Annotated in this window: 22 protein-coding genes; 7 read left to right on the top strand and 15 right to left on the bottom strand. The window is 65.4% G+C overall.

The window, feature by feature from the left end; genetic code table 11:
• Positions 1–2: 2 nt before the first annotated feature.
• Positions 3–740, bottom strand: coding sequence for an N-formylglutamate amidohydrolase (locus ABDW49_RS04780; RefSeq protein ID WP_343610105.1), 738 nt, complete (start codon positions 738–740; stop codon positions 3–5).
• On the bottom strand, positions 737–1,552 hold the full coding sequence (locus ABDW49_RS04775; RefSeq protein ID WP_343610104.1) for a 4-(cytidine 5'-diphospho)-2-C-methyl-D-erythritol kinase: 816 nt from the start codon (positions 1,550–1,552) through the stop codon (positions 737–739). The genes ABDW49_RS04780 and ABDW49_RS04775 overlap by 4 nt, the downstream gene beginning before the upstream one ends.
• A gap of 262 nt (positions 1,553–1,814) precedes the next feature.
• Between ABDW49_RS04775 and ABDW49_RS04770 the strand changes: the two genes are divergently transcribed.
• The 3 genes from ABDW49_RS04770 (at position 1,815) to ABDW49_RS04760 (ending at position 5,171) form a co-directional block, all read left to right on the top strand.
• Positions 1,815–2,675: a hypothetical protein gene (locus ABDW49_RS04770; protein WP_343610103.1), complete on the top strand. Its 861-nt coding sequence runs from the start codon at positions 1,815–1,817 to the stop codon at positions 2,673–2,675.
• Between the two features lie 155 nt (positions 2,676–2,830).
• Positions 2,831–4,627, top strand: coding sequence for a lytic transglycosylase domain-containing protein (locus ABDW49_RS04765; protein WP_343610102.1), 1,797 nt, complete (start codon positions 2,831–2,833; stop codon positions 4,625–4,627).
• A gap of 4 nt (positions 4,628–4,631) precedes the next feature.
• The gene (locus tag ABDW49_RS04760) at positions 4,632–5,171 is read left to right on the top strand and encodes a molybdenum cofactor synthesis domain-containing protein (protein ID WP_343610101.1); all 540 of its coding nucleotides are present in this window, start codon (positions 4,632–4,634) and stop codon (positions 5,169–5,171) included.
• 287 nt (positions 5,172–5,458) lie between these two features.
• Here ABDW49_RS04760 and ABDW49_RS04755 read toward each other — a convergent pair whose 3' ends face one another.
• Positions 5,459–6,328, bottom strand: coding sequence for an arylamine N-acetyltransferase (locus ABDW49_RS04755; protein WP_343610099.1), 870 nt, complete (start codon positions 6,326–6,328; stop codon positions 5,459–5,461).
• A gap of 119 nt (positions 6,329–6,447) precedes the next feature.
• Between ABDW49_RS04755 and ABDW49_RS04750 the strand changes: the two genes are divergently transcribed.
• Positions 6,448–7,530: a PA0069 family radical SAM protein gene (locus ABDW49_RS04750; RefSeq protein ID WP_343610097.1), complete on the top strand. Its 1,083-nt coding sequence runs from the start codon at positions 6,448–6,450 to the stop codon at positions 7,528–7,530.
• A gap of 322 nt (positions 7,531–7,852) precedes the next feature.
• Here the strand turns inward: ABDW49_RS04750 and dnaE are convergent, their stop codons facing one another.
• The 6 genes from dnaE to ABDW49_RS04720 all read right to left on the bottom strand — a co-directional run bounded on the left by dnaE (position 7,853) and on the right by ABDW49_RS04720 (position 15,240).
• On the bottom strand, positions 7,853–11,461 hold the full coding sequence (gene dnaE, locus ABDW49_RS04745) for a DNA polymerase III subunit alpha (RefSeq protein ID WP_343610096.1): 3,609 nt from the start codon (positions 11,459–11,461) through the stop codon (positions 7,853–7,855).
• Between the two features lie 397 nt (positions 11,462–11,858).
• Entirely contained in the window at positions 11,859–12,347 is a 489-nt protein-coding gene (locus tag ABDW49_RS04740; protein WP_343614150.1) for a glutathione peroxidase, read from the bottom strand.
• Positions 12,344–12,622 (bottom strand): hypothetical protein, encoded by a 279-nt coding sequence (locus ABDW49_RS04735; RefSeq protein ID WP_068088001.1) that lies wholly within the window; start codon positions 12,620–12,622, stop codon positions 12,344–12,346. The genes ABDW49_RS04740 and ABDW49_RS04735 overlap by 4 nt, the downstream gene beginning before the upstream one ends.
• 74 nt (positions 12,623–12,696) lie before the next feature.
• On the bottom strand, positions 12,697–13,296 hold the full coding sequence (locus ABDW49_RS04730; protein WP_343610094.1) for a GNAT family protein: 600 nt from the start codon (positions 13,294–13,296) through the stop codon (positions 12,697–12,699).
• On the bottom strand, positions 13,293–14,006 hold the full coding sequence (locus ABDW49_RS04725) for an ABC transporter ATP-binding protein (protein ID WP_343610093.1): 714 nt from the start codon (positions 14,004–14,006) through the stop codon (positions 13,293–13,295). The genes ABDW49_RS04730 and ABDW49_RS04725 overlap by 4 nt, the downstream gene beginning before the upstream one ends.
• On the bottom strand, positions 13,999–15,240 hold the full coding sequence (locus ABDW49_RS04720) for a lipoprotein-releasing ABC transporter permease subunit (protein WP_343614148.1): 1,242 nt from the start codon (positions 15,238–15,240) through the stop codon (positions 13,999–14,001). The genes ABDW49_RS04725 and ABDW49_RS04720 overlap by 8 nt, the downstream gene beginning before the upstream one ends.
• A 351-nt stretch (positions 15,241–15,591) precedes the next feature.
• Here ABDW49_RS04720 and ABDW49_RS04715 point away from each other — a divergent pair, with 351 nt between their 5' ends.
• The 3 genes from ABDW49_RS04715 to ABDW49_RS04705 all read left to right on the top strand — a co-directional run bounded on the left by ABDW49_RS04715 (position 15,592) and on the right by ABDW49_RS04705 (position 19,922).
• Entirely contained in the window at positions 15,592–17,367 is a 1,776-nt protein-coding gene (locus tag ABDW49_RS04715; protein ID WP_343610092.1) for a diguanylate cyclase, read from the top strand.
• Between the two features lie 324 nt (positions 17,368–17,691).
• Positions 17,692–19,185 carry an amidophosphoribosyltransferase gene (purF, locus tag ABDW49_RS04710; RefSeq protein ID WP_343610091.1) on the top strand — a complete coding sequence of 498 codons (1,494 nt, stop codon included), beginning with the start codon at positions 17,692–17,694 and terminating at the stop codon, positions 19,183–19,185.
• Between the two features lie 17 nt (positions 19,186–19,202).
• The gene (locus ABDW49_RS04705) at positions 19,203–19,922 is read left to right on the top strand and encodes an SDR family NAD(P)-dependent oxidoreductase (protein ID WP_343610090.1); all 720 of its coding nucleotides are present in this window, start codon (positions 19,203–19,205) and stop codon (positions 19,920–19,922) included.
• 355 nt (positions 19,923–20,277) lie between these two features.
• Here the strand turns inward: ABDW49_RS04705 and ABDW49_RS04700 are convergent, their stop codons facing one another.
• The 6 genes from ABDW49_RS04700 to ABDW49_RS04675 all read right to left on the bottom strand — a co-directional run bounded on the left by ABDW49_RS04700 (position 20,278) and on the right by ABDW49_RS04675 (position 26,417).
• Positions 20,278–20,598: an acyltransferase family protein gene (locus ABDW49_RS04700; RefSeq protein ID WP_343610088.1), complete on the bottom strand. Its 321-nt coding sequence runs from the start codon at positions 20,596–20,598 to the stop codon at positions 20,278–20,280.
• On the bottom strand, positions 20,544–21,332 hold the full coding sequence (locus ABDW49_RS04695; protein WP_343610086.1) for an acyltransferase: 789 nt from the start codon (positions 21,330–21,332) through the stop codon (positions 20,544–20,546). Before ABDW49_RS04695 ends, ABDW49_RS04700 begins: the two co-directional genes overlap by 55 nt.
• A 341-nt stretch (positions 21,333–21,673) precedes the next feature.
• On the bottom strand, positions 21,674–23,059 hold the full coding sequence (locus tag ABDW49_RS04690) for a deoxyribodipyrimidine photo-lyase (protein WP_343610084.1): 1,386 nt from the start codon (positions 23,057–23,059) through the stop codon (positions 21,674–21,676).
• A gap of 52 nt (positions 23,060–23,111) precedes the next feature.
• A complete protein-coding gene (locus ABDW49_RS04685; RefSeq protein ID WP_343610082.1) occupies positions 23,112–23,345 on the bottom strand; it encodes a hypothetical protein in 234 nt (77 codons plus the stop codon).
• Positions 23,346–23,466: 121 nt separating this feature from the next.
• Positions 23,467–24,522 carry a 2-oxoacid:ferredoxin oxidoreductase subunit beta gene (locus ABDW49_RS04680; protein ID WP_343610080.1) on the bottom strand — a complete coding sequence of 352 codons (1,056 nt, stop codon included), beginning with the start codon at positions 24,520–24,522 and terminating at the stop codon, positions 23,467–23,469.
• Positions 24,523–24,533: 11 nt separating this feature from the next.
• Positions 24,534–26,417: a 2-oxoacid:acceptor oxidoreductase subunit alpha gene (locus tag ABDW49_RS04675; protein WP_343610078.1), complete on the bottom strand. Its 1,884-nt coding sequence runs from the start codon at positions 26,415–26,417 to the stop codon at positions 24,534–24,536.
• Positions 26,418–26,446 lie beyond the last annotated feature (29 nt).

Genomic DNA, 26,446 nt, shown 5'->3' with positions numbered 1-26,446 from the left:
CTTCAGCCCGCCACCTCCAGAATATGGCGGCACAGGCCCGAAAGACGCCCGGCCCATAGCGCCTGCCCGGCGGCATCGCCGATAAGGTCCTGCCGCACCTCCACCCCCAGATAGAGCCGCCCGCGTGCCTCGGCGTGGCGGTTCATCGTGTAATTGAGCTGACGCCCCGAATAGGGCTTCTGGTCGCCGACACACAGGCCCTCGATCGCCTCCAGCCATGGCAGGGCCAGGCGCGGCGCGCGGGCATCATCATTGTAGAGCACGCCGATATGCCAGGGCCGCGCCTCTTCCGGCCGGGTCGAGAGCGAGGGCGTGAAGCTGTGCAGCGACAGGATCAGGCCGGGCTCATGCGCCGCCAGCGTTTGCGCCAGAGCGGTGTGATAGGGGCGGTGATACAGCGCCAGCCTTTGCCCGCGCCCATGCTCATCCAGCGCATTGCCGGGGATCAGGATACCGTCACTGGTTTCGGGGATGGCACCGGGCGCATCCTCCTCGCGGTTCACATCGCAGACCAGCCGGCTGACATCCGCCAGCCATGCCGCATCCGCCCCGCCCTGCTCGACCATATGCGCGGCAACGCCTGCCACGCCGATGTCGATCGCCACATGCTGGGTCATGCAGAAGGGATCGATGCCCAGAGTCACCCCATCGGGCACACGGTTGCTGGCATGGTCGGAGATCACCAGCACCCCGCCCGAGCGCGGCGTGCCCAGCAGGCGCCAGGGTTGGTTTGCGCTCACCGCAGAAGCCCCGCCAACTGCCACCAGCCGGGCTGCTCCGCCGCGATGGCCTCGCGGGCGGCATCGCGCGCCGCCACATCGTCGAACAGCGCAAAGCAGGTCGCGCCCGAACCCGACATGCGCGACAGGAAAGCCCCCGTCCGCCCCAGCGCCGCCAGCACATCGGCCACCGGCGGGCAGATCGAGATCGCCGGCGCCTCCAGATCGTTGCGGCCCTGCAAGGCCACCTCACGCGCGCTGCCCTCCGGCATCGCCCCGCGATCGACGCGGTCCCAGGCCTTGAACACCGGCCCCGTCGGCAGCGGCACGCGCGGATTGACCAGCAGCACCGGGCAGCCCTGCAGATCGCTCGGCGCCGGGGCCAGATCGGTGCCGGTGCCCCGCCCGATCATCGCCACGCTCTCCACACAGGCGGGCACATCGGCGCCCAGCTTGGCGGCGGCCTGCTGCCAGCCATCGGGCAGGCCATGCGTGCGCTGAGCCAGACGGAACACCGCCCCCACATCCGCCGAGCCCCCGCCCAGCCCCGCCGCCACCGGCAGCGCCTTGTCCAGCGAGACATGCCAACCCTGCGCGCGCGGCAGCAGCGCCAGCGCATCGAGCACCAGATTGCCGTCCTCACCCGCCAGCAGCGGCGCGAACTCGCCCGTGATCGTCAGCGAATCGCTGTCCGCTTGGGTGACCGCGATCTCGTCTCCGGCATCGACGAAGGCGAAGAAGGTCTCCAGCTCGTGATAGCCATCCTCACGGCGCGCACGCACATGCAGGGCAAGGTTGATCTTGGCATAGGCGGTTTCGGTCAGTGTCGTCATGGGCGCAGCCATGGCTTCGAGGAACAAGGGGTGCAAGGGGGAAAGAAAGATGCGAGGGGATTATCCCCTCGCGCTCCCATGACGTCTCCCGGCGCCAGGGCAGTGGTTCACCATCGCTGCGCTCCGGCTGACCGTTGCGATTTGCTCATGCCTGCGGCGCCTGTTCCATCGCTCTCTCCCGTTTGAGGCGCTGTCCAGCGCGTTGAGGCGTTTGCCGGGTTGAGTTTTGCGCCGCGCCCCGTCAAGGCTCTGCGACAGAATCATGACGATGCAAACCGCCCCCCTTTCCGCCACCCCGCCGCTCGGTGCCCAGATCTTTGGCGCGCTCGACTGGTGGCGCGAATCCGGAGTGGACACGCTCTTCACCGATGAGCCCGTCACCTGGCTCGCCGAAAAGCGCGATCCCGCAGCCGAGCCCCTGCGCCCCGCCACCCCCCTGCCCGCCGCTTTTGCCGAAGCCATCGCCGCCGCCAAGGCGCCCGAAGCCCAGGCCGTCGAGCAGGAAGCGCGCATCGGCGGCGCCCCCAACACCTTCCCTCAGGATCTCGCCACCTTCGACGCATGGTGGCTGGCCGAACCCTCGCTGGACGGCGGCCATGTCGAAGGACGCATCGCCGCCCAGGGGCCCGCGCAGGCGCCGCTGATGGTGATCGTGCCGCAACCCGAGGCTGGCGATGCCGCCGCCGGATCGCTGCTCTCGGGCCAGCAAGGCGCGCTGCTGCGCGCCATGCTGGGCGTGATGGGGCTGGAACTGGATCAATTACGCCTCGCCGCAGCCCTGCCGCGCCATATGCCGCATCCCGACTGGAGCGCGCTGAACGCCCAGGGACTCGGGGCCGTGCTGCGCCACCATGTCGCTCTGGCTCAGCCGCAGCGGATTATTGCGTTTGGCGGCAACATTCTGCCGCTGCTGGGCCACAACTTGCCGCAAAGCCCTGCCGTTTTACCTTTGGTTAACCAAAAAGAGGCAGGGATTTCCTCAGAGACGCCCGAATCCGGCCAGCCCGGTTCAGCCAGTATGGCCCAGATCATGGCCATGCCGGATCTGACCACCTTGCTGGAACGGCCACGCGCCAAGGCGGTGTTCTGGCACCACTGGCTCGGCTGGCTCGGGCAGGCATGATATTCACACCGGTCGCGCGGGTCCATGGGATCACGCTCGCATGGCCGTTGCTAAGGACAGGCATCGTCGGGATGAAGCGGGGTTCAATGACCGGAAATACTGGCTTGCGCGCCTGCTTGCGCAAACATGCGGGCACGGCCCTGGTCCGAACCTGCATGGCCCTGACCTGCGCGGCCCTGCCCGCTCTGGCGCCCGATGCGGCGCTCGCCAATTCCGCCGCCGCCGAATATTTCATGGGCCGCAACGCGCATTCCGCCGTGCCCAAGCTGCTCTCCGAGGATGAGCGTAGCTGGTACAAGGACGCTTTCGCCACCCTCAAGCGTCAGGACTGGGCCACCCTGCGCCAGATGCTGGCGACCCGCCCCGATGGCCCGCTCCATAATTTGCTGCGCGCCGAATATTACATCGCCCCCGGCAGCCCGCGCATCGAACTCGACGCGCTGAACCAGTGGCTGGCCACCGGCACCTCGCTGCCCGAGGCCGAACAGATCGAGGCTCTGGCCGCCAAGCGCGGCGGCACCGCGCTGCCCGCGCTGCCTTCCGCGCAGCAACTGGTGGCATGGCCCAGCGCCCCGCGTCGCACCCGTCCCCGCTCGGTGGCGGACAATTCGATGCCCGCCAATGTTGCCGGCAGCATCAACGATCGCATCAAGATCAACGATACGGCGGGCGCCAAGCAGCTTCTTGATGGCGTCGATGCCACGCTGAGCCCCGAGGCGCGGGCCGAATGGCGCGACAAGGTCGCCTGGGCCTATTACATCAACAATCAGGACAATGAGGCCTATGCGCAGGCGATCGCCGCCGCGCAGGATGCCAACTTCCCCACCACCGGCGCCTGGGTGGGCGAGGCATGGTGGACCGCAGGGCTGGCCGCATGGCGTCAGGGCGCCTGCCAGCAGGCCATCCCCGCCTTTGCCGAGGCCGCCAAGTCGGGCAGCAATCAGGAAATGGTCTCCGCCGCCTATTACTGGCAGTCGCGCGCTTTCGTGCGCTGCCGCCAGCCCGAGCAGGCCGCCGCAGCGCTGCGCTCCGCCGCGCGCGCTGACGAGACGCTCTATGGCATGCTGGCGGCCGAGCAGCTCGGGCTGAAGATGCCCGGCACGCATGCCCAGCCTGATTTCACCGCCGCCGACTGGCAGAACCTGCGCGACAACGCCAATGTGCGCGTCGCCGTGGGCCTGGCAGAGGTCGGCGAGGATGGTCTGGCCGACGATGTGCTGCGCTATCAGGCCCGCATCGGCGCGCCCGGCCAGTATCAGCAACTCTCGCGTCTGGCGCGTGACCTTGGCCTGCCCGGCACCCAGCTCTGGATGGCCTATAACGCGCCGGGCAACAGCAGCCCCGCGCCTGCCAGCCGCTATCCCACGCCCAAATGGACTCCGGCCACCGGCTGGAAGGTCGATCCGGCGCTGCTGTTTGCGCATACCCTTCAGGAATCGGCCTTCCGCACCAATGTCGTCAGCGGTGCTGGTGCGCGCGGCCTGATGCAGATCATGCCCGCCGCCGCGCGCGACCACGCCGCCTATCTGGGCGTCTCGGGCAATGTCACCGACCTCACCCGTCCCGAGATCAATCTCGCCTTCGGGCAGGAGCATCTCGAGGCACTGAAGTCGAACGCGGCCACGCAGGGCCTGCTGCCCAAGGTGATCGCCGCCTACAACGCCGGGCCGCTGCCTGTCTCGCGCTGGAACACCCAGATCCATGACAATGGCGACCCGCTGCTGTGGATGGAATCGGTGCCCTATTGGGAAACGCGCGGCTATGTCGCCACCGTGCTGCGCAACTACTGGATGTATGAGCGTCAGGCCGGAGCGGGCTCGGAAAGCCGCGTGGTGATGGCGCAGGGCATGTGGCCGACCTTCCCCGAACTGTCGGGCAGCAAGGGCGTCCGCGTCGCCGCCAAGGACTGGCCGACTGCCGCGCCCGTGACTCAGGTTGCGGACAGGAACTGAGCGCGTGGCCATTGACGAGACGCGGGTCTTCAAGCCGATCAACATCGCTCTGCTGACCATGTCCGACACGCGCACGGCGGAGAATGACACCTCCGGCGATATCCTTGCCGAGCGGATCACCAGCAAGGGCCACAAGCTGGCCTCCCGCGCGATCCTGCGCGAGGATGCGATCCTGCTGGCAGGCACGCTGGCGGATCTGGTGCGCGATCCCGACGTGGATTGCGTGATCTCCACCGGCGGGACAGGCCTGACCGGGCGCGACGTGACTCCCGAGGCGCTGGCCCATGTGATCGCCACCTTCGCGGGGCGCGAGATCCCCGGCTTCGGCGAGCTGTTCCGCTGGATCAGCTACACCACCATCGGCACCTCCACCGTGCAGTCGCGCGCCATGGCCGTGGTGGCGGAGGGGACCTATATCTTCGCCCTGCCCGGATCGAACGGCGCGGTGAAGGACGGCTGGGACCGTATCCTCGACGAGCAGTTGGACAGTCGGAACCGGCCCTGCAACTTTATCGAGCTGATGCCTCGGTTGAAGGAAGTTTGAAGAAGGTTTGAAAGGTAGAATGCGAGGGTGTTACACCCTCGCGCTCCCGTTAATGTCTGCGTTGCGCATCGGGTTCGCCCTTGCGCTTATTTGCCGCGCCGCAGGCTTGAAAGATTACAGCATAACATTCACTGCCTGCGGCGCCTTGCTTTGTGCAGGTGGAGAGCTTGGGCGCCCGGCTTCGGCGCCACTGCCCTTGCGTCGGAAGACGTTATGGGAGCGCGAGGGCCCGGAGCATGTCTCTTGAGACATGCGACCCACAAAGACTCCCCCCTCGCATCTTCTCCTTACCCCCTTTGATCGAAAAGCCTTTCCGCCTCTTCCTGGCTGATCTGAACCCTGAACAGATCCCCCAGCACCTCCCGCCACGCAGCGGCAGAAGCAACCTCACTGACGTCCCCCTGCCCGGAGTGGTGCACACTCAACCGCCGCCCATTGAGCGAGGCAAAACCATCCGGCAACACGATGGACACCAGACAGCCACTGGTGAACCGCGTCCCCGCGCGGGTGAAAGTCCAGTGGTTGGACAGCTCCAGATCAACCGGCACGACCTCGGCCAGAGAGAAGCTGTATTGCGGCTGGAAAGCGTCGTGGGCCTGCGCCCTGCCGTCGGTGGCGCTGGCGGGTCCGGCACGCTCCAGCAGCCATTCGCCGGTGGCCGCGCCCTCGGCGCCGACGCGGCGCAGGCGGTGCAGCGCACCATCGGGCGTGGCGGCCTGAGCGCCGTCGGACAGCGGCAACGGTGGCACATAGGCGCCGCCGAAACCGGCATCAGCAATCCATGGCGCGCCCGCGATGGTGGTCAGACGCAGCGTGTGGGTCTGGGGCGGGGTGGTCGCGGGCTCGCCGGGCCAGTCGCTGCCCAGCCAGACGCGGCCGAGCAGAGGCCGGTTGGCGAAACCCAGTTCGGCCAGCATGGCACCGAAAAGGGCATTGTGTTCGAAGCAATAGCCGCCGCGCTGACGGCTGATCAGCTTGTCGGCGATGCTGTCGAGATCGATGCGGATGGGGTGGCTCAGCATCACGTCGAGATTCGCAAAGCCGATCGACAGGCGATGCGCGCGCTGCAGGGCATCGAGACCGGCAACATCGAGGTCAGGCGTTTTGCCGAGGCCGAGGCGGGCGAGATAGCTCTTGAGAATTGCCTCATTTTGCATGGAAACGCCGCCTTTCCGCCCTGACCCAAGCATGGATCTATCCGATCCGGATGCGTTTCTGTCAATCGTGGCCCTGGGCTGACCTTGACATTTGTTCTCATTTTGTTCACATTGAGTCCATGGCCGTTTCTCCTCCCGCTCCGCGTGGACGTGGCGCCGTTTCGGGCGCAACCAGCACACGCTTTGCCCTGCCCCAGCGCGAGGTGGACCGCGACTGGCTGGACGAGCGCGCCGCGCTGGAGGAAGAGGTTCCGCGCCTGGCCACCACGGTCACAGAAGAGGCGGCGCGAACGATCCTCTCGTTCAACAAGTCGCCCGATATCGGCTTTGACCGGTCGGTGAATGTGTTTCGGGGGTGTGAGCATGGCTGCATCTATTGTTACGCGCGGCCCACCCATGCCTATCTCGACCTTTCACCGGGACTGGATTTCGAGACAAAGCTTTTCGTCAAACCGCAGGCCGCCAAGCTGCTGCGCCGCACGCTGGCCGCGCGCGGATACAGCCCCGCCCCCATCGCCATGGGCACCAACACCGATCCCTATCAGCCCATCGAGAGCCGCTATCGCCTGACCCGCCAGATTCTGGAGCTGTGCCTTGAGGTGCGCCACCCCGTCACCATCACCACCAAATCCGACCGCGTGCTAGCCGATCTGGATGTGCTGCGCGAACTGGCCGCGCGCCAACTGACCGCTGTGGCAATCTCGGTCACCAGCCTCGACGCCGCGCTCTCCCGCAAGCTGGAGCCGCGCGCCGCCACGCCGATGAAGCGGCTGGCAGCACTCGGCGCGCTGGTCGAGGCGGGGGTGCCGGCCTATGTCAACGTCTCGCCCATCATCCCCGCCATCACCGAGGACTGGATCGAGCGTATCCTCGAGCAGGCCGCAGAGCGCGGCGCGCACGGCGCAAGCTGGATCATGCTGCGCCTGCCTCACGAGGTCGCCCCGCTGTTCCGCGAGTGGCTGGACACGCATTTTCCGGAGCGCGCGGCCAAGGTGATGTCGATCCTCAACCAGATCCGGGGCGGGCGGGATAATGATCCGAACTTTCACACGCGCATGAAGCCGCAAGGCGTGTGGGCGGATCTGACCCGCGCGCGGTTTCGCAAGGCGGTGGCGCGGCTGGGGTTGCAGCGGGGGCGCGTGGTGCTGGATTGCTCGCAGTTCGTGGCGCCGGAAAGGGATGGGCAGATGAGGTTGTTTTGAAAGCAAGATTTGAAGGTTGAAGAGAAGATGCGAGGGCCATCGCCCTCGCGCTCCCTTTAATGTCTTCGTTGCGCATCCGGTTCGGCCAAGGCGCTTCGGTCGCTGCGCCGCAGGCTTTAAATTTCATAGACCAGCTTGTTATGCTGCGAGTTTCTGCCTGCGGCGCCTTGATTTACCCAGGTAGAGAGTTCTGGCACTCGGTCGCGGAACCACTGCCCTATCGTCGGAAGACGTCATGGGAGCGCGAGGGCCCGGAGCATGTCTCTTGAGACATGCGACCAACTAGGAATCCCCCCTCGCATCTTCTCCCTTCAAATCTTCTTCAAGCCACCAACCGCAACTGCGCCCTACCCCGCTGAGGCGCAAACGACAGAACCGTCACGCCCTCGATCGCCGCAATCACCTCGACCAGATCGCCATCCAGCGCAAAATCCTGACCCAGTCGCAACTGCGGCGGCACCGGATCGCCGGTTTTCAGCGTCGCGACCACCTCGCCCTTGGCGCTGGCGCCGGAGCCTTCACCAGCCCCCACGCGCGGCAGAATGGTGGCCAGTTGCACAAAGGCCTCGGGCTGGGACACCTCGATGCGCAGCATCATGCGCGCGGCATTGCGCACTTCGGACAAAGGCTGGCCGCCGCGGATGGTGACGCGGGGCGGCTCTTCCGGGCTGGGGCTGTCGAGTTCGACCGTCAGCAGGATGCAGGTGCTTTCCTTGGCCCAGTTCAGGAAAGGCTCGACCAGCGTTTCCTCGAAACAGGAGGCGGAGAACTGGCCGGAGGAGTCGGAGAACTCCGCCATGATAAAATCCTTGCCGCGCTTGGTTTTGCGCTTCTGGACGCTTTCGACCATGCAGGCCATCACCGCATTGGCCCGCCCGCCCGGAGGGGCGCCCTGCGACATCAGTGCGCCATAGGAACGCGCGCCATTGGCCGAGGCGATGGCGTGCCATTGCGCCACGGGGTGAGCCGCGAAATAGAAGCCGAAGTTCTCGCGCTCCTTGCCCATCTGATCCATCCGGCTCCAGGCGGGGGTTTCGGTGAGGCGCAGCGCGGCGGTGTCCCCATCGCTGCCGAACAACCCGCCCTGCCCGCTGGTGCGGGTGCGCTCGGCCTCATCGGCGCAGGCCAGCAGCATGTCGGCATTGGCCATGACCTTGGCGCGGTTGGGCTCCAGCATGTCAAAGGCCCCGCTGCTGGCGAGGCCTTCCAACGCGCGTCGGTTCAAAGACCCGTAAGGCACGCGGGTGAACAGGTCTTCTAGGTCCTTGAACAACCCGTTGGCCTCGCGCTCGGCCACCACCTGCTCCATGGCCTTTTCGCCCACGTTGCGGATGCCCGCCAGCGCGTAGCGCACCGCATAGCCGTCGCTGGTTTCCTCGACGGTGAATTCGGCCTCGGAGTGGTTCATGCAGGGCCCGGCGATGGCGAAGCCGTTGCGGCGCATATCGTCCACGAAAATCGCCAGCTTTTCAGATTGATGCATATCGAAGCACATGGCGGCAGCGTAGAATTCGTGGGGGTAATGCGCCTTGAACCACGCCGTCTGATACGCCAGCAAAGCGTAGGCGGCGGCGTGCGATTTGTTGAAGCCATAGCCCGCGAATTTGTCGATCAAGTCGAACAGCTCGTTGGCCTTGGCCGCCGGAATGTCTGAATTGACCTTGCAGCCTTCCACGAAGCGCAGGCGCTGGGCGTCCATTTCCGCCTGCACCTTCTTGCCCATCGCGCGGCGCAGCAAATCTGCGTCGCCCAGCGAGTAGCCGGCAAGGATCTGCGCGGCCTGCATCACCTGTTCCTGATAGACGAAGATGCCATAGGTTTCGGCGAGAATGACGCTCAGCTTGTCATGCGGATATTCGATGCTCTCCAGCCCGTTCTTGCGGCGGCCGAAGAGCGGAATGTTGTCCATCGGCCCCGGACGGTACAGTGACACCAGAGCGATAATATCACCGAAATTGGTGGGCTTCACCGCCGCCAGCGTGCGCCGCATGCCTTCGGATTCGAGCTGGAACACGCCGACCGTGTCGCCCCGCTGCAGCAGCGTGTAGACATCTGCATCGTCCCAGGCCAGCGCGCCCAGATCGATGCTGATCCCGCGCTTGCCGAGCAAATCCACCGCCTTGCGCAGCACGGACAGCGTTTTCAGGCCCAGAAAGTCGAATTTGATCAGGCCCGTGTCCTCGACATATTTCATGTCGAACTGGGTCACCGGCATGTCGGAGCGCGGATCGCGGTACAGCGGCACCAGTTGCGCCAGCGGCCTGTCGCCGATCACCACGCCCGCCGCGTGAGTGGACGAGTTGCGCGGCATGCCCTCAAGCTGCATCGCCAGATCGATCAGGCGCTTCACCTCGGGGTCATTGGTGTATTCACGGTGCAGTTCGGGCACGCCATTCAGAGCGCGCTCCAGCGACCACGGATCGGTGGGATGGTTGGGCACCATCTTGGTCAGGCGGTCGACCTGGCCATAGCTCATCTGCAAAATACGGCCCGTATCGCGCAGCACGGCGCGGGCCTTCAGCTTACCGAAGGTGATGATCTGCGCCACATGATCCGCGCCATATTTGGCCTGCACATAGCGGATCACCTCGCCGCGACGGGTTTCGCAGAAGTCGATGTCGAAGTCGGGCATCGAGACGCGTTCCGGGTTCAGGAAGCGTTCGAACAGCAGGCCGAGTTTCAGCGGATCGAGATCGGTGATGGTCAGCGCCCAGGCCACCAGCGAACCGGCGCCCGAACCACGCCCCGGCCCCACCGGAATGTCGTTCTGCTTACCCCACTGGATAAAGTCGGCCACAATCAGGAAGTAGCCGGCAAAGCCCATGCGGTTGATGATGCCCGTCTCGAAATCGAGGCGGTCGGCATATTCGAAGAAGTCTTCGGTGACGCCCAGCGGGCGCAGGGCCTCATAGGCGGCGACGCGCTCCTCGCCCTGTTTGGCCAAGGCCGCATCGAGCGTCGGTTCGTCTACGCCGGGCCAGTAAGGCGCCAGACGCTTGGCCAGACCGGCGCGCGACAGATCGACCATCATCCGCGCCTCGCCTTCCTTGTCGCCCGCGAGGCTCGGCAGCAGGGGTTTGCGCTTGGGCGGCACATAGGCGCAGCGCTGCGCCACCACCAGCGAGTTGGCCACAGCCTCGGGCAGATCGGCGAAGGCGTGTTCCATCACGGGGGCGGGCTTGACCCAGGCCTCCTTGCTGGAACGCGGGCGGTCCACCGCATCGACATGGGTGGAGTTGGCGATGCAGAGCATGGAATCATGCGCGGCAAAGCCGCCCGGCTCGGCGAAATGCGCGGGGTTGGTGGCGATCAGCGGCAGATCGCGGGCATAGGCCAGATCGACCACCGCATCCTCGGCGCCATCCTCGGCCTCATTCCCGCGCCGCGCGATCTCGACGTAGAGCCGCTCGGGGAAATAGGTTTCAAGCGTGGAGAGGTAACGCTCCGCCGCGCCCTGCTGGCCTTCCGCGATCAGGCGGGTGACGGCGCCGTCGCCTGCCCCGGTCAGGCAGATCAGGCCATCGGTGTGGCCCTCCATCGCGGCGAGCGGCACATGTGGCTCATACTCCAGCGGGCGCTCCAGATGCGCCTGGCTGACCAGATGGCACAGGTTCAGCCACCCGGCCTCGTTCTGCGCCAGCAGCACCAGCCAGTCGAGCGTGGGCGCGGCAGGGCCAAAGGCGCCGGAGACATTGCTCCCCTCGGGCCGGGCGATCGCCAGCGCCGTGCCGACGATCGGCTGAATGCCCGCGTCCTTGCAGGCGCTGGAAAAGGCAGGCGCTGCGTAAAGTCCGTTCTTGTCGGTGATCGCAATGGCGGGGAAACCGCGCGTCTTGGCCAGCTTGGCAATCGCCTTGGGATCGATCGCGCCGTCCAGCATCGTGAAGCTGGAATAGATGCGCAAGGGCACGAAGGGGGAATAAGACGCCATGGTTTCAGCCTATGGCCGCGTGGGCGGAGGGATCAATTCCGGGCGCTCGCGGGGTGTGGGGAAGGTTGGGGATAAGATGGGGATTGGTGGAGGAGAAAGGAAGGATAAGTGAGAGGGGGGAGTCTTTGTTGGTCGCATGTCTCAAGAGACATGCTCCGGGCCCTCGCGCTCCCATTCCGTCTCCCGACGGCAGGGCAATGGCTCCAAAATGGAGCGCCCCACCTCTCCACCTGCGCAAGGCAAGGCGCCGCAGGCAACCAAGTCTCGGATCGATAACGTTGCACGAGGAATAACTGCCTGCGCCGCAGCGTCCAAAGCGCCAAGGCCGAACCCAATGCGCAACGCAGACAGTAACGGGAGCGCGAGGGTGTAACACCCTCGCATCTTCCCTTAATCCTTAAAGCAACTCTTCAATGGCCGAGGTCAAGGCCTCCGGCTTCACCCGAGGCCCAAAGCGGCGCACCACCCTGCCCTCGCGGTCCACGAGGAACTTGGTGAAATTCCACTTCACCTTCCGCGTCCCGAAGATGCCGCGCGCGGTGGAGGTCAGCCACTGCCACAGAGGCGGCGCGCCCGGCCCGTTCACCTCGACCTTGTCCATCAGCGGGAACGACAGGCCGAAGTTCACCTGACAGAACTGCGCAATCTCATCCGCGCTGCCCGGCTCCTGCCCACCGAACTGGTTGCAGGGGAAGGCCAGCACCTCGAAACCGCGCGGGCCATAGTCCTGCCACAGCTTTTCCAGCCCGGCATATTGAGGCGTGAAGCCGCATTGGCTGGCGGTGTTGACGATCAGCACCACCTTGCCCGCCTTATCGGCAAGCGGAACCGCGCGCCCGTCCGGCAGGCGCGCGGAAAAGTCGCTGAGGCGTTGCGGCGCCATCAGGCGTCGGCGTGGGGGAAGCCGGGGTGGTTGTAGAGTTCCATGGCCTCTTCCGACTTGATGCGGTGGTGGCCGGTGCGCTCGATCTCATACTGGTCGCGCTGAGCGGCGGGCAGCAGGGCGATGTAGCGGATCAGATCAGCAAGGTTGCCGTGGCGGAGCACCTTCAGCTCGGCCAGAACGCCCGCGTCGCCCGCGTGATGCAGCGTGGCGTCCTGATCCCACTCGATGCCGTGGGGCAGTTGCGATTCGCCGCGAAAGGTGCTGGGCTGGGACATGGCATGATCCTTCTGTTCGTATGTTCTTTATATGCGATGTGGCGTGTCACCACCCACTTGGCAAGAGCGCTGCTTTAGTCGTAGGCGGCGATCAGCCCATCAAGATGACGCCTGATGGCTTTCCATTCGCTGACCAGGATCGAATAGACCGCCGTATCGCGCGGGCGGGTGCCGCCTTCGCCGTCGCCCACCACCATATGGCCGCGCAAAATGCCGTCGAGCCTTGCACCGATCCGCTCGATGGCGCGGCGACTGGCGAGGTTGAAAACATCCGTGCGGATCTGCACGCAGGCGACCTCCATCACGTCAAACGCATGGCCCAGCAGCAGGCGCTTGGCCTGCGTGTTGAGCCCCGTGCGGCGCACGGAGGGCGCATAGAGCGTGCCGCCGATTTCCACGCGGCGATGCTTCTCGTTCATCCGCATGTAGCGCGTGGTGCCCACCACCTGCCCGCGTGCATCGAGCACGGTGAAGACCTGAGCGCGGCCATGACCGGTGTCGGCCTCGATCTGGTCGAGCCAGCCATCGATGGTGTCGGGCCCCGGCGCCATGGTGGCCATGGTCAGCTCGAAGCCCTGCGCGAAGGCGCCCAGCAGCGCCGCACGGTCGGCGCGGACCAAAGGGCGCAGCGTAACATGCTTGCCGCTCAGCGTGGGGATGGCGGGCCAGCTCACAGGTGAGCCTGTGCGGGAGGCTGCTCGACCAGATGGCCTTCGACCAGCCGCACCACACGGTCCATTTTTGCCGCGAGGCGTTCGTTATGCGTGGCGATCAGGGCGGCGGCGCCGCTGCCGCGCACCAGCTTGAGGAACTCCTCAAGCACGCGGTCGCTGGTGGCCTCGTCGAGATTGCCGGTGGGCTCGTCGGCCAGCACCAGCGCCGGGGCATTGGCCAGAGCACGGGCCACCGCCACGCGCTGCTGCTCGCCGCCCGAAAGCTGGCTGGGGCGATGATCGAGCCGCTGGGAGAGGCCCAGCGCGCTCAGCAATTCGCTGGCACGGGCTTCGGCCTCTTCGCGGGCCTTGCCCGAGACCAGTTGCGGCAGCACCACATTCTCCAGCGCCGAGAAGTCGGGCAGCAGATGGTGGAACTGATAGACAAAGCCCAGATGGTCGCGGCGCAGCACGGTGCGCGCGTCGCCATCCATCGCGCTGGCATCCTTGCCGGCGATCTCGATCTTGCCGCCGAAGCCGCCCTCCAGCAGGCCGACCGCCTGAAGCATCGTCGACTTGCCCGAGCCCGAGGGGCCCAGCAACGCCACGATCTGCCCCGGCGCGATGGTCAGATCCACGCCGCGCAGCACCTCGATCGTCACGCCGCCCTGGGTGAAGCTGCGGGTCAGGCCCGTCAAACGTACAACAGAAGAATGGGCAACATCACTCATAACGCAGCACCTGAACAGGGTCCGTGCTCGCCGCCTTCAGCGCGGGGAACAGGGTGAAGGCAAAGGACAGGCCCAGCGCCAGAATGACGATCGCGCCGATCTCGAAAGGCGAGGTCTTGGCGGGCAATTGCGTGAGGAAGCGGATTTTCGGGTCCCAGAGATTCTGGCCGGTGATCATCTGGATCAGATTCACCACATTCTGGCGGAAGGTGAGGAACAGCGCGGCCAGAATGCAGCCCAGCCCCGTCCCCAGCCCGCCGATGGTGCAACCCACCGTCATGAAGATCTTCATCACGCTGGTGCGGCTGGCGCCCATGGTGCGCATGATGGCGATATCGCGCGTCTTGGCGCGCACCAGCATGATCAGGCTGGACAGGATGTTGAAGGCCGCCACCAGCACGATCAGCGAGCAGACCACGAACATCACCACCTGCTCCACCGCCAGCGCCTGGAACAGCGCGCCATTGATCGCCTTCCAGTCGCTGACCGCCGCGCGGCCCTCCCATTTGGCGGAGAGCGGCGCCAGAATCTCGGTCACACGGTCGGGGTCATCAACCTTGATCTCGACCCCGCTGATGACATCGCCCATCAGCAGCAGGGTCTGCGCGTCATGCATGGGCATGATGACGAAGGCCTTGTCGAAGTCATAGACGCCGATCTCGAAGATCGCGGCCACGGTGTAGCTGATTTCGCGCGGCGTCGTGCCGAAAGGCGTCGAGCGCCCCGCCGGATTGATGATGGTGATCGAATCGCCCACCTGAACGCCCAGATCCTCGGCAAGCTGCTTACCGATGGCGACATTGTTCGCATCGGGGCGCACATCCTTCAGGCTGCCCGCCACCACCTTGGCCGACAGCTTGGCGATATCCTCATCGGTCTGCCCGCGCACCACCATGGCCGAAACGCGGCCGTTGAAGCTGCCCACCAGGGGCTGCTCGATCAGCGGGCTGGCCTGCACCACGCCGGGGGTGGCCTTGGCGGATTTCAGAATGTCCTGCCAATTGTCGAGGCGGCCGCCATAGCCCTGAATCACCGCATGGCCGTTGAGGCCGGAGATCTTGTCGAAAAGCTCGGCGCGAAAGCCGGCCATCACGCTCATCACGATGATCAGCGCCGCCACGCCCAGCGCCACGGCAGCCAGGCTGATGCCCGCCACCATGGCGATAAAGGCCTCGCCGCGCCCAGGGCGCAGATAGCGCCGGGCGACAGTCCATTCGAAGGTAGAGAGGATCACGCCGAAAGGGTCCGATCGGTTCAAAACATCATCCGCGAGGGGGGCTCTGCCCCTTCGCAACGGAGCCCATGCCTTAGAGCATCGCGGGAAAAAGTGGGAACCGGTTTTTCGCAAAAGTGACGCGGCAGCAAAAAACCGGGGCGGAAGGTGGCTGCCATGCGCTGACACTTCCGGTCCGGGACGCCAAGCCGTGCCCGGCTCGGGCTGACTGGCGGAGATCGATGCATGCGCCGCAGCAATCATTTACCATTCGAAAAGTTCGGAAGGCGGCGCGTTTTCCGCATTTATTTACGCAATTCGGCCGCTCCCGCTTACCGCACGTTAACGCTGCCACCGTAGCATCCCGGATCAATGGCGTTCAAATCCCTTCCCCTTCAGGCAATCAATCTCGCGCTGGCCTATGTGGCCCTGGCGTGGGTGGCCATGCGCCTGACCCCGATGGGGAGCGGCTTCTGCTTTATCTGGCCCAGTTCCGCCGTGCTGGTCACCGTCATCGCCTCGCGGCGGCGGCGGTTCTGGGCGCCGACCATCGCGCTGTCGATGGCTTCGCTGGCGCTGCTCTTCGTCTGGCACGGGCTGAAATGGACCACCTGCGCCGGCATGGTGCTGGCCGATACGGTCGAGGCGCTGGTCGCCGCCCTGCTGATGCATCGCCTGCTGGGCCCCAACGGCCGACGCGCCCCGCGCAGCGACGAGCCCGGCTGGCTGATGCGGCTGGTCTTTCTGGTCAGCCTGATCCCGCCGATCCTGAGCGGGCTGCTGCTGTGGGGCACGCTCAAACAGTTCTCGCCCGAAAGCTGGCATCTGGCGCGCGACTGGATGCTGGGCCACGCGCTGGGGCTGATGCTGTTCCTGCCCTGCCTGACGCGGCTGCAGCGCCTGCTGGGCCGCCACCGCCAGAGCTGGCGCGCGCGCCGCATCGGCTGGTCCCTGCGCAGCGTACTGTCTCTGGGCTTCCCCGCGCTGATGACCGCCACGGCGGTGCTCTCCTTCGGCCTGTCGGACCGCCCGCTGCTGTTCCTCCCTGTGCTGGTGCTGGTGGCCGCCATGCTGTGGATCGATCTGGTGACGCTGAGCGCCATGTATCTGCTGCTGGCGGGGAGCGCGGTGCTGGTGGCCACGCATGGTCATGGGCCGCTCACCCTGCTGCATGTCCCGCTGGCCGAACAGCTCACCTCGGTGCAGGTCTATCTGCTGCTCACCATGGCCTGCATCACGCCGGTCAGCGGGCTGGTCAACCAGTTGCGCCGCAGCCTTGGCGAGCTGCGCGAGAGCGAGGCGCGCTATCGCCTGCTGGCCGACAATTCCACCGACATCATCATGAGCACCGGGCTGGAGGGCTGCGTGCGCTTCGTCTCGCCCTCGATCCTGTCGCTGATCCAGCGCCAGCCCGCCGATGTCATCGGCCACCGCGCGCTGCTGCTGGTCAACACGCCGCACCGCCGCCGCGTGATCGAGGCCCATGCCCGCGCCCTTGCGAAACCGGGCGAGACCGTGCTGGTCGATTTTGAGAGCCAACCGCTGATCGGCGCGCCCCGCTGGTTCGAGGCGCATATGCGCGCCGTGGCCGACCGGCGCGGCAAGCCCGAATGCGTCGTCACCGTGATCCGCGACATGTCCGAGCGCAAGCGGATGGAAAGCGCGCTGGCGGAGGCCGCCTTCACCGATGCGCTGACCGGCCTGCCCAACCGCCGCGCGCTGATGGATGCGATGGATGCCTGCATCGCCCAGGGCAATCCGGCCTCGCTGGCGGTGATCGATCTCGACCATTTCAAGCAGGTCAACGATCGCTTCGGCCATGCCGCGGGCGACGAGGTGCTGCGCAGCTTCGCCCGCGTGGCACAGCAGGGTCTGCGGACAAGCGACATGCTGGCCCGCATCGGCGGCGAGGAGTTCGCCCTGCTGCTGCCCGGCGCCGATCTGGCCATCGCCCAGGGCATCTGCAAGCGCATCGGCGCCACGCTGGCCCATACGGTCACGCATCACAATGACATGGCGATTTCGATCACCTCCTCCATCGGGCTGGCGACGCTGACCGACGATGCGATGCTGGCCTTCGATCAGGCCGACAAGGCGCTCTATGTCGCCAAGGCGCGCGGGCGGGCACGGTTGCAGGTGGCGGCCTAGCCCGAAGGAATTTACGGCACCGGCCCGCTCCCCCGGGCCGGCCACCCACAGCATATCACCGATGCGTGTCCGGGCTGGGGGAGCGGGCCGATGCCGCGCTGGAAATGCGCGCAAGCCATGGGCTCGACACACCTCACACCCTTGCCAAAAGCCCACACCGTTCCCATTTAGCGAGCGGCGCAAGAGCGCGCCCCCTTGCCAAATGTCATAAATCTCGTAAAGGCGCGCTCGAACCCAGGGCCCGCCCGAAGGGATGCACCCATCGTGGTACAGGGCCCGTTATTCCCGCCGCTGATCCGGCGCAAAAAGGCACCCACGCCCGGCATGACCGACCATACGCACACCGCTGTCTCGCCCTTGTCCGATCGCGACTCGGCCCCCTGGGATCTCGAGGACGATAATCTGCATGAGGAATGCGGCGTCTTCGGTGTGATCGGGCTCAAGAGCGCTTCGGCCTCCGTCGCGCTCGGCCTGCATGCCCTGCAGCATCGCGGTCAGGAAGCGGTCGGCATCACCAGCTTCGATGGCGACGAGTTCTTCTCGCGTCGCGGCATCGGCCATGTCGCTCAGGTCTTCAAGAATCAGGACATCTTTGCCGAACTGCCCGGCAAGATGGCCTCGGGCCATGTGCGCTATGCCACCACCGGCGGTTCGGGCCTGCGCAACATCCAGCCGCTGTTCGCGGATCTGGCCAGCGGCGGTTTCTCGATCGCCCATAACGGCAACATTTCCAACGCCATGACGCTCAAGCGCGATCTGGTGCAGAAGGGCTCGATCTTCCAGTCGACCAGCGACACCGAGGTCATCATCCACCTCGTCGCCACCAGCCGCTATCCCACGCTGCTCGACCGTTTCGTCGATGCGCTGCGCCTGGTCGAGGGCGCCTATTCGCTGATCTGCATGACCCCCGAGGGCATGATTGCCTGCCGCGACCCGCTGGGCATCCGCCCGCTGGTGATCGGCCGCATCGGTGACGGCATCATCTTCGCCAGCGAGACCGTGGCGCTCGACGTGATCGGCGCCGAATTCGTCCGCGAGGTCGAGCCGGGCGAGATGATCCAGGTCAGCCACGACGGCAAGATGGTCTCGCAGCGTCCGTTTGGCGAGACCCCGGCCCGCCCCTGCATCTTCGAGCATGTCTATTTCAGCCGTCCCGACTCGGTGATGGGCGGACAGTCTGTCTATGAAGTGCGCAAGGCCATCGGCAAGGAACTGGCCAAGGAATCGCTGGCCGATGCCGATCTGGTGATCCCCGTGCCCGATTCGGGCGTGCCCGCCGCCATCGGCTATGCGCAGGAAAGCGGCATCCCGTTTGAGCTCGGCATCATCCGCAGCCACTATGTCGGCCGCACCTTCATCCAGCCCGGCGACGGCGCCCGCCATGCCGATGTGAAGCGCAAGCACAATGCCAACCGCGCGCTGGTCGAGGGCAAGCGCATCGTGCTGATCGACGATTCGATCGTGCGCGGCACCACCTCGCTCAAGATCGTGCAGATGATGCGCGATGCGGGCGCCAGCGAAGTGCACATGCGCATCGCCAGCCCGCCGACCGAGCATTCGTGCTTCTACGGCGTCGACACGCCCGAGCGGAACAAGCTGCTGGCCGCCCGCATGGATCTGCAGGCGATGACCGACTTCATCCAGGCCGACAGCCTGGCCTTCGTCTCCATCGACGGCCTCTACCGCGCCGTGGGTGAGCAGCAGCGCAACAATGGCTGCCCGCAGTTCTGCGACGCCTGCTTCTCCGGCGATTACCCGACCCGCCTCACCGACCTGATCGAGGCCGGCAAGGGCGATGGCGTGAAAATCCCAGCATAAAACAAGGATACCCCGGCATGTCTGACGCCCGCCCCTTCGAGGGCCAACTCGCTTTGGTCACGGGCGCCAGCCGGGGGATCGGCGCGGCCACGGCGCAATCGCTGGCCGCGCGCGGCGCCCATGTCATCCTGACCGGGCGCGACACCAAGGCGCTCGAGGGCGTCGAGGATGCGATCCATCAGGCGGGCGGCTCGGCCAGCATCGCCCCGCTCGAACTGACCGAACCCGATGCCATCGCCCGCCTCGCCACGGCCATCTCCGGCCGCTGGGAGGCGCTGGACATTCTGGTCATCAATGCTGCGCAGCTACCGCAGCTGACCTCGGTTCAGGATATCGACCTTAAGGCGTTCAACCGCGCCATCGGCACCAATGTTCTGGCGACTCAGGCGCTGCTCACCTGCTTCACCCCCATGCTGAAAAAAGCCAAGCGGGCCAGCGTGGTCGGCCTCACCACCTCGGTCGCCACCAAGCCCCGCGCCTATTGGAGCGCCTATGGCGCCACCAAAGCCGCGCAGGAGGTGCTGCTCGATTGCTATGCTCAGGAAATGAAGAATATTTCCGCCATCCGCGTGGCAATCGTTAACCCTGGCGCCACCCGCACGGCCATGCGCGCCAAGGCCTATCCGGGCGAAAATCCCGCCTCCGTCAAGGCTCCCGAGGTGGTGGCCGAAGCGATTGCCGAAGCGCTCTTAGGGGATTTCCCCAGCCCAAATCACTTCGACGTTAACCCGTCCTGATAAGCGCCCGTCAAGGGCGCAGCGCCCACTGTGAAGGGGCACGGTCCGCACCCGCACAGTGGGCCGCTGCCGAAGGGTATGAGGGTTCAAGAGACCTCCGCCCGTGACGGCCACGGCGCGCAAAGGCACGCCAAGCCAATCTGGCGCGACCGGCTTTTCCGCAGCCCCATATGCCGGTCGCGCCTTTCTGGTATTTTAGAGTCGGTTTGGAACATGCGCTTTCGCGCCTGTTCAGCGCGGCACCAGCCCTCTCCCCCTCCCGGCCACCCACAGGATACTTGTCGCGGGTGGCCGGGAGGGGGAGAGGGCTGGTGCCGCAAAATCCGGCTCTTCCGCCGGATTTTCAAACAGCCTCTTAAAACCGTGCTGCCAGCCAGCGCCGCACCGGCTCGTCATAGAGCTTGAGGCAGGCCCAGCCCAAAGCCACCGCCGCCACGAACACACCCGCGCCCACCAGCGCGCCCTGCAGCGGTGGCACATGGCCATCCACCACCCAGCCGGTGTAGATGTAGATCAGCGGATAATGGGTGATGTAGATCGGATAGGACAGATCGCCGAAGAAGCGCGCAATCCGTACCGAGCGCCCGTCGACAGCCATGTCGCCCGCGCCGATCATCACGATCAGCGGGAAGACCAGAATGATGCAGGCCGCGTCATAGGCGCCGTTGATCCACAATTGCTGGCCACCAGAAACGGCTGAGGCACACGGATGGTCTTGCCCAGCCGCATCAGCAGAATGCCCGCGAAGAACGGAAACAGCACCCGCGCAAAACCGATATGCAGCCCCGGCGCATCGAGCGACCAGCCACCGATCACATCACCGCGCGGGCCGCGCACCGCCAGATCGATCAGGAACAGCCCCGAGAGCGCCACAAAGACCCCCAGCCAGCGGTTCGACAGCTTGCGCAGCCCCACGGCGTAGAGGATGTTGGCGCAATATTCATAGAACAGCGACCAGCCCGGACCGTTGAGCGGATAGGTCTCATCCCAGCCGCGAATGTCCAGCGACTTGGGCAGCGGGATCATCGTGAAGCCCACCAGCATCACCGCCACCACCTGCCATGTCGTGGCCGACGCCAGCTTGGGATAGATGGAATAATGCTGGAACCCGAGCAACACTGCGCCGACGATGCTGCCCATCACCACCATTGGCTGCAGGCGGATCAGGCGGCGCTTGTAGAAGCTCCACTGGCTCATCCGTCCCCAGCGGTCGTCATAGGCATAGGCGATCACAAAGCCCGACAGCACGAAGAAGAAATCCACCGCCAGATAGCCGTGGTTGATGATCTGTTTCTGAGCGTCGCCGCCCGTATAGGCTTCGAACAGGTGGAAGATAATCACCATCAACGAGGCGACACCGCGCAGGCCGTCCAGGATGAGGTAATGGCGTTTTTCAGTTATGCTCTCCATGCGGCGCAGACTGGCTTGCCGGTTCGCGAGAGGCAAGCCGGTTAAGGGATGGATAGGTTTGCAGGTTTGAAGAAAAGAGAGAATGCGAGGGTGGAGTCTTTGTGGGTCGCATTCCTCAAGAGGAATGCTCCGGGCCCTCGCGCTCCCATTTTTTGTCAGCCTTGGCGCTTCGGGTTCGGCCATGGAGCAACGTCGCCGCGCCGCAGGCCTTCAACATTCAATGTCTGCTGCGCTACAGGGAGCGCAGGTGGAGAGCCGAGGCGCACCATTTCGACGCCCCTGCCCTGTCGCCGGAAGACGTCATGGGAGCGCGAGGGGGTAACCCCCTCGCATCTTCCCTTCTACCCTGCTGCTGTCTTCATCACCCTATACGCCCCCAGAGCCCTCTCCCGCCCTTCCACATGGGCGACGATCATCTCGGGATAGCCCGTCTTGTGGCGCACCAAGGCCGAGGGATTGTGGATCTCATCCCCCTCAACCGATGCCAGCTCGGGCACCCATTGCCGGATGTAATCCCCGGCGTTGAACTTCTCCGACTGCGTTAAAGGCGCCATGATCCGCGTGAACTGGTTGGCATCCACGCCCGATCCCGCCGACCACTGCCAGTTGACGCTGTTCTGCGCGTAATCGGCATCGACCAGCGTGTCCCAGAACCAGCACTCGCCCGCGCGCCAGTCGATGCCCAGGTGCTTGATGAGCAGGCTGGCGACGATCATGCGGACGCGGTTGTGCATCCAGCCGGTGTGCCAGAGCTGGCGCATCCCGGCATCGACGATGGGGTAACCGGTGCGGCCATGCTCCCAGGCCTCCAGCGCGTCGAGGTCGTCGCGCCATGGGAAATGCTCGAAGGCGGGGTTGGCGGGGCGGGCGCCGTAGTCGGGCATGGAGACGATCTGGTTCTGGGCATAGTCACGCCAGCCCAGTTCGGAGCGGAAGATCTGCGCGCCCTCGCTGTCGTCATCCTCAAGGGCGTGCCAGCATTGGGCGGGGCTGATCTCGCCAAAGGCCAGATGCGGCGAGAGGCGGCTGGTGCCTTCCTGAGAGGGGAGATTGCGCGCCTCGCCATAGTGACGGGCCTCGTCGATAAAATCGTTCAGGCGCTCATGCGCGCCCTTTTCGCCGGGGGTCCATTCGGCACGGAAGCCACCGGCCCAGTCGGGCTTGGTGGGCAGCAAATGCCAGTCGGCCAGATCATCGCTCCTGGGCCAATGGCTGGGCGCCGGAATATGGCGCGGCTTGGCGACCGGCGGCGGGGGCGGCATATGCTGCTGCAGCGCCCGCCAGAAGGGCGTGTAGATACGATAGGGCGTCCCTGCCCCGCTGGTCACACTGCCCGGAGGGGCAAGGTAATTGCCGTGGTGCAACTGCAGATCCAGCCCGGCCTTGGCCACCGCCTTCTCGGCATTGAGCCACCATGGCTCGTGGTGATGCAGGGCATGGATGGTCTCGGCCCCGGTCTCCTCGGCCAGGTCCGCCAGCACCTCTTCGCTGCGCCCGCGTCGCAGGATCAGGCGGCTGTCATGCTGCAGCAAATCCTGCGACAGGCTCTGCAGCGAAAGATGCAGCCACCAGCGGCTGGCCCCGCCCATCTTGCGGTGGCGCGGGGTTTCGTCATCCAGCACATAGACCGGGATCACCGGCGATCCGCTGTCCACGGCGGCGCGCAGGGCGGGCTGGTCGGCAAGGCGCAGATCGCGGCGCAGCCAGAGGAGGACGGGTTTGCTCATCCTTTCGAGCTAGGGACATGAACGGAGATTGGCAGATGCCCTTTAGGGCAGGTCAGCCATGTTGCACGGTGCCCGTCACCACGATGGTGCCGCCATGGTTGACCAGATCGCCGCGCACCATGCCCAGAATGGCGACATGCGCGCCCTGCTCGACGATGATGTCCCCCTTCACCAGCCCGTGCATGCGCAGCCGCGCGCCGGGGGCCAGCGTGGCATCGCCGCGGATCATGCCGCCGAAATCGCTGTCGCCTTCGAACAGGTGATCCTCATCGATCATGGGATTCATCAGCCAAATCCTTACCGCGTCATCGATATGGTGACTTATATCACCAATACACTTGATGGCAAGAAAAAGGCCGCCCCATCCTGACGACGGGGCGGCCTGTTCTTTCGGATCCCGAACAGGATCACACGTTGGAGAGCGGACCCTGATCCTCGGCCTGGCCTTCCACCGTCCACGTCTGGCCCTTGCTCAGCAGCTTGCGCAGGTCGGCGGCCTTGCCGCTGCGCGCGCGCGTGTCCTGAGCGAGCATCTCATCCTCATAGGTCGGGCGCGGATCGTCATAGATCACGCCCAGCGCCACGGGGAACAGATCCATCGGCAGCTCAACCAGCATATGGGCGACGCTGCGGTTGGTCACATCATGGACGATCACGCCCGCCGCCTGCCAATCGCCATCGACGACATCGACGATCTTGAGATGCAGCTTCTCGGTGTCCAGCGCGATGCCCTGCGTGCCCTTGTTGAACAGCATGGGCTCGCCGTTCTTCAGCCAGAGCTGCTTCTCGTTGGCCACCGCCTTCTCGGTGAAGTCGGCGAAGCGGTCCTTGTTGTAGACGATGCAGTTCTGGAAGATTTCCACAAAGGCCGCGCCGCGATGGGCATGCGCCGCCTTCAGCGTGTTGCCCAGTTCCTTCGACGTATCGAAGCCGCGCGCGATGAAACGCGCGCCCGCACCCAGCGCAAAGGCGCAAGGCAGAGCCGGCCGGTCGATCGAGCCGAGCGGCGTCGTCGGGCTGTTGGTGCCGGGGCGGCTGGTGGGCGAATACTGCCCCTTGGTCAGGCCGTAGATCTCGTTGTTGAACAGCATGATCTGCGAATTGATGTTGCGGCGCAGGAAATGCATCGTGTGGTTGCCGCCGATCGACATGCCGTCGCCGTCGCCGGTCACCAGCCAGATGTCGAGTTCGGGGTTGGCCAGCTTGATGCCGGTGGCCACAGCCGGCGCGCGCCCATGGATCGTGTGGAAGCCATACGAAGCCATGTAGTAGGGGAAGCGGCTGGAGCAGCCGATGCCGCTAACGAACACGGTCTTGGCCGGGTCGCAGCCCAGTTCGGGCAGAGTGCGCTGCACCGCCTTCAGGATCGCATAGTCGCCGCAACCGGGGCACCAGCGGACTTCCTGATCCGATTCCCAGTCCTTGAGGGTGGTCTTCACCGCGATGGAGGTCATCTCGTTCATCGTTCTTGTCCTCAGGCCAGAGCGGCTTCGATGGCGGCTTCGATTTCCGCAATGGTGAAGGGCTGGCCCGACACCTTGTTGAGCGGCTTGGCATCGACCAGATATTGGTCGCGCAGCACGGTCTTGAACTGGCCGGTGTTCATCTCGGGCACCAGCACCTTGTCATAGCTGTGCAGCAGCTCACCCAGATTGGTGGGCAGCGGCCAGACATGGCGGACATGGATGTGGCTGACGTCCAGCCCCTTGGCACGGGCGCGGCGCACGGCCTGACGGATCGGGCCATAGGTGCTGCCCCAGCCGACGATCGCCAGCTTGCCGCCCTGCGTGCCCTGATCGATGTCCTGCTCCGGAACGTGGCGGGCGATGCCGTCGACCTTGTCCTTGCGGGCGTCGGTCTGGAGCTGGTGGGTGGCGGGCGAGTAATCGAGATCGCCGGTGTCCACCGCCTTCTCGATGCCGCCGATGCGGTGCATCAGGCCGGGGGTACCGGGCTTGATCCAGGGGCGCACGCCGTTCTCGTCGCGCTTGTAGGGCAGGACCTTGCCGCCTTCATTGTTGCTCTCTTCCAGGAATTTCACCGGGAAGGGCTTGAAGCTGTCGGGGTCAGGCACATGCCAGGGCTCGGCGGCATTGCCGATGTAGCCGTCGGTCAGCAGCATGACCGGGGTCATAAACTGGGTGGCGATGCGGCAGGCCTCGATGGCGCATTCGAAGGCGTCGGCGGGCGAGCGGGCGGCGATCACCGGCATCGGCGTGTCGCCGTTGCGGCCATAGATCGCCTGATAGAGGTCGCTCTGCTCGGTCTTGGTGGGAAGACCCGTCGAGGGGCCGCCACGCTGCGAGTTGACGATCACCAGCGGCAGCTCGGTCATCACGGCAAGGCCCATGGCCTCACCCTTGAGCGCGATGCCGGGCCCCGAGGAGGAGGTCACGCCCAGCGAACCGGCATAGGCCGCGCCGACCGCCGAAGCGATGGCCGCGATCTCGTCTTCCGCCTGGAAGGTGGTGACGCCGAACTCCTTCATCTTGGTGAGATAGTGAAGGATCGCCGAGGCAGGCGTGATGGGATAGCCGCCGAAGAACATCGGCAGGTCGGCCATCTGGGCGCCCGCAACCAGACCGAGGCTGATCGCTTCCGCACCGGTGATGGTGCGGTAGAGACCGGGGGCCGAGGGCACCGGATCGATGTGCAGCTTCTTGACCTGGCCGCCGATCTCGGCGGTCTCGCCATAGGCATGGCCGGCGTTCAGCGCGGCGATGTTGGCATCAGCCAGCACCGGGGCCTTGGCGAACTTGTCCTTCAGCCACTGGATCAGCGGCTCACGGTCGCGGTCGAACATCCACAGCGCGAGGCCGAGGGTCCACATGTTCTTGCAGCGCAGCGCTTCCTTGTTGCCAAGGCCGAAGGGCTTCACCGCCTCGAGGGTCAGCGCGCTGATGTCGAAGGCCAGCAGGTTCCACTTGGCGAGACTGCCGTCCTCCAGCGGATTGACCTCATACTTGGCCTTTTCCAGGTTGCGCTTGTTGAACTCGCCGGAGTCGGCGATGATCAGGCCGCCCAGCTTCAGGCTCGGCACATTGGTCTTGAGCGCGGCGGGGTTCATCGCCACCAGCACGTCGGGCTGGTCGCCCGCGGTGGTGATCTCGGTGCTGCCGAAGTTGATCTGGAAGGCGGACACACCGAAGAGCGTGCCCTGAGGCGCGCGAATCTCGGCCGGGAAATCCGGGAAGGTCGCCAGATCGTTGCCCGATAATGCGGTGGAGAGCGTGAACTGTCCGCCCGTCAACTGCATGCCATCGCCCGAATCGCCGGCGAAGCGCACAACCACAGCCTCGGGAACATTATCGGTCGAGCGCGCGGTGGGGGCGCCCTCGTCGGCCAGAATCGTTGCCATGAATACCCTTTTCGTCATCGCATGGCGGG

This window comes from Novosphingobium sp. (genome assembly GCF_039595395.1).
Taxonomy (GTDB): domain Bacteria; phylum Pseudomonadota; class Alphaproteobacteria; order Sphingomonadales; family Sphingomonadaceae; genus Novosphingobium.
This window is presented reverse-complemented; position numbering and strand designations above follow the sequence as displayed.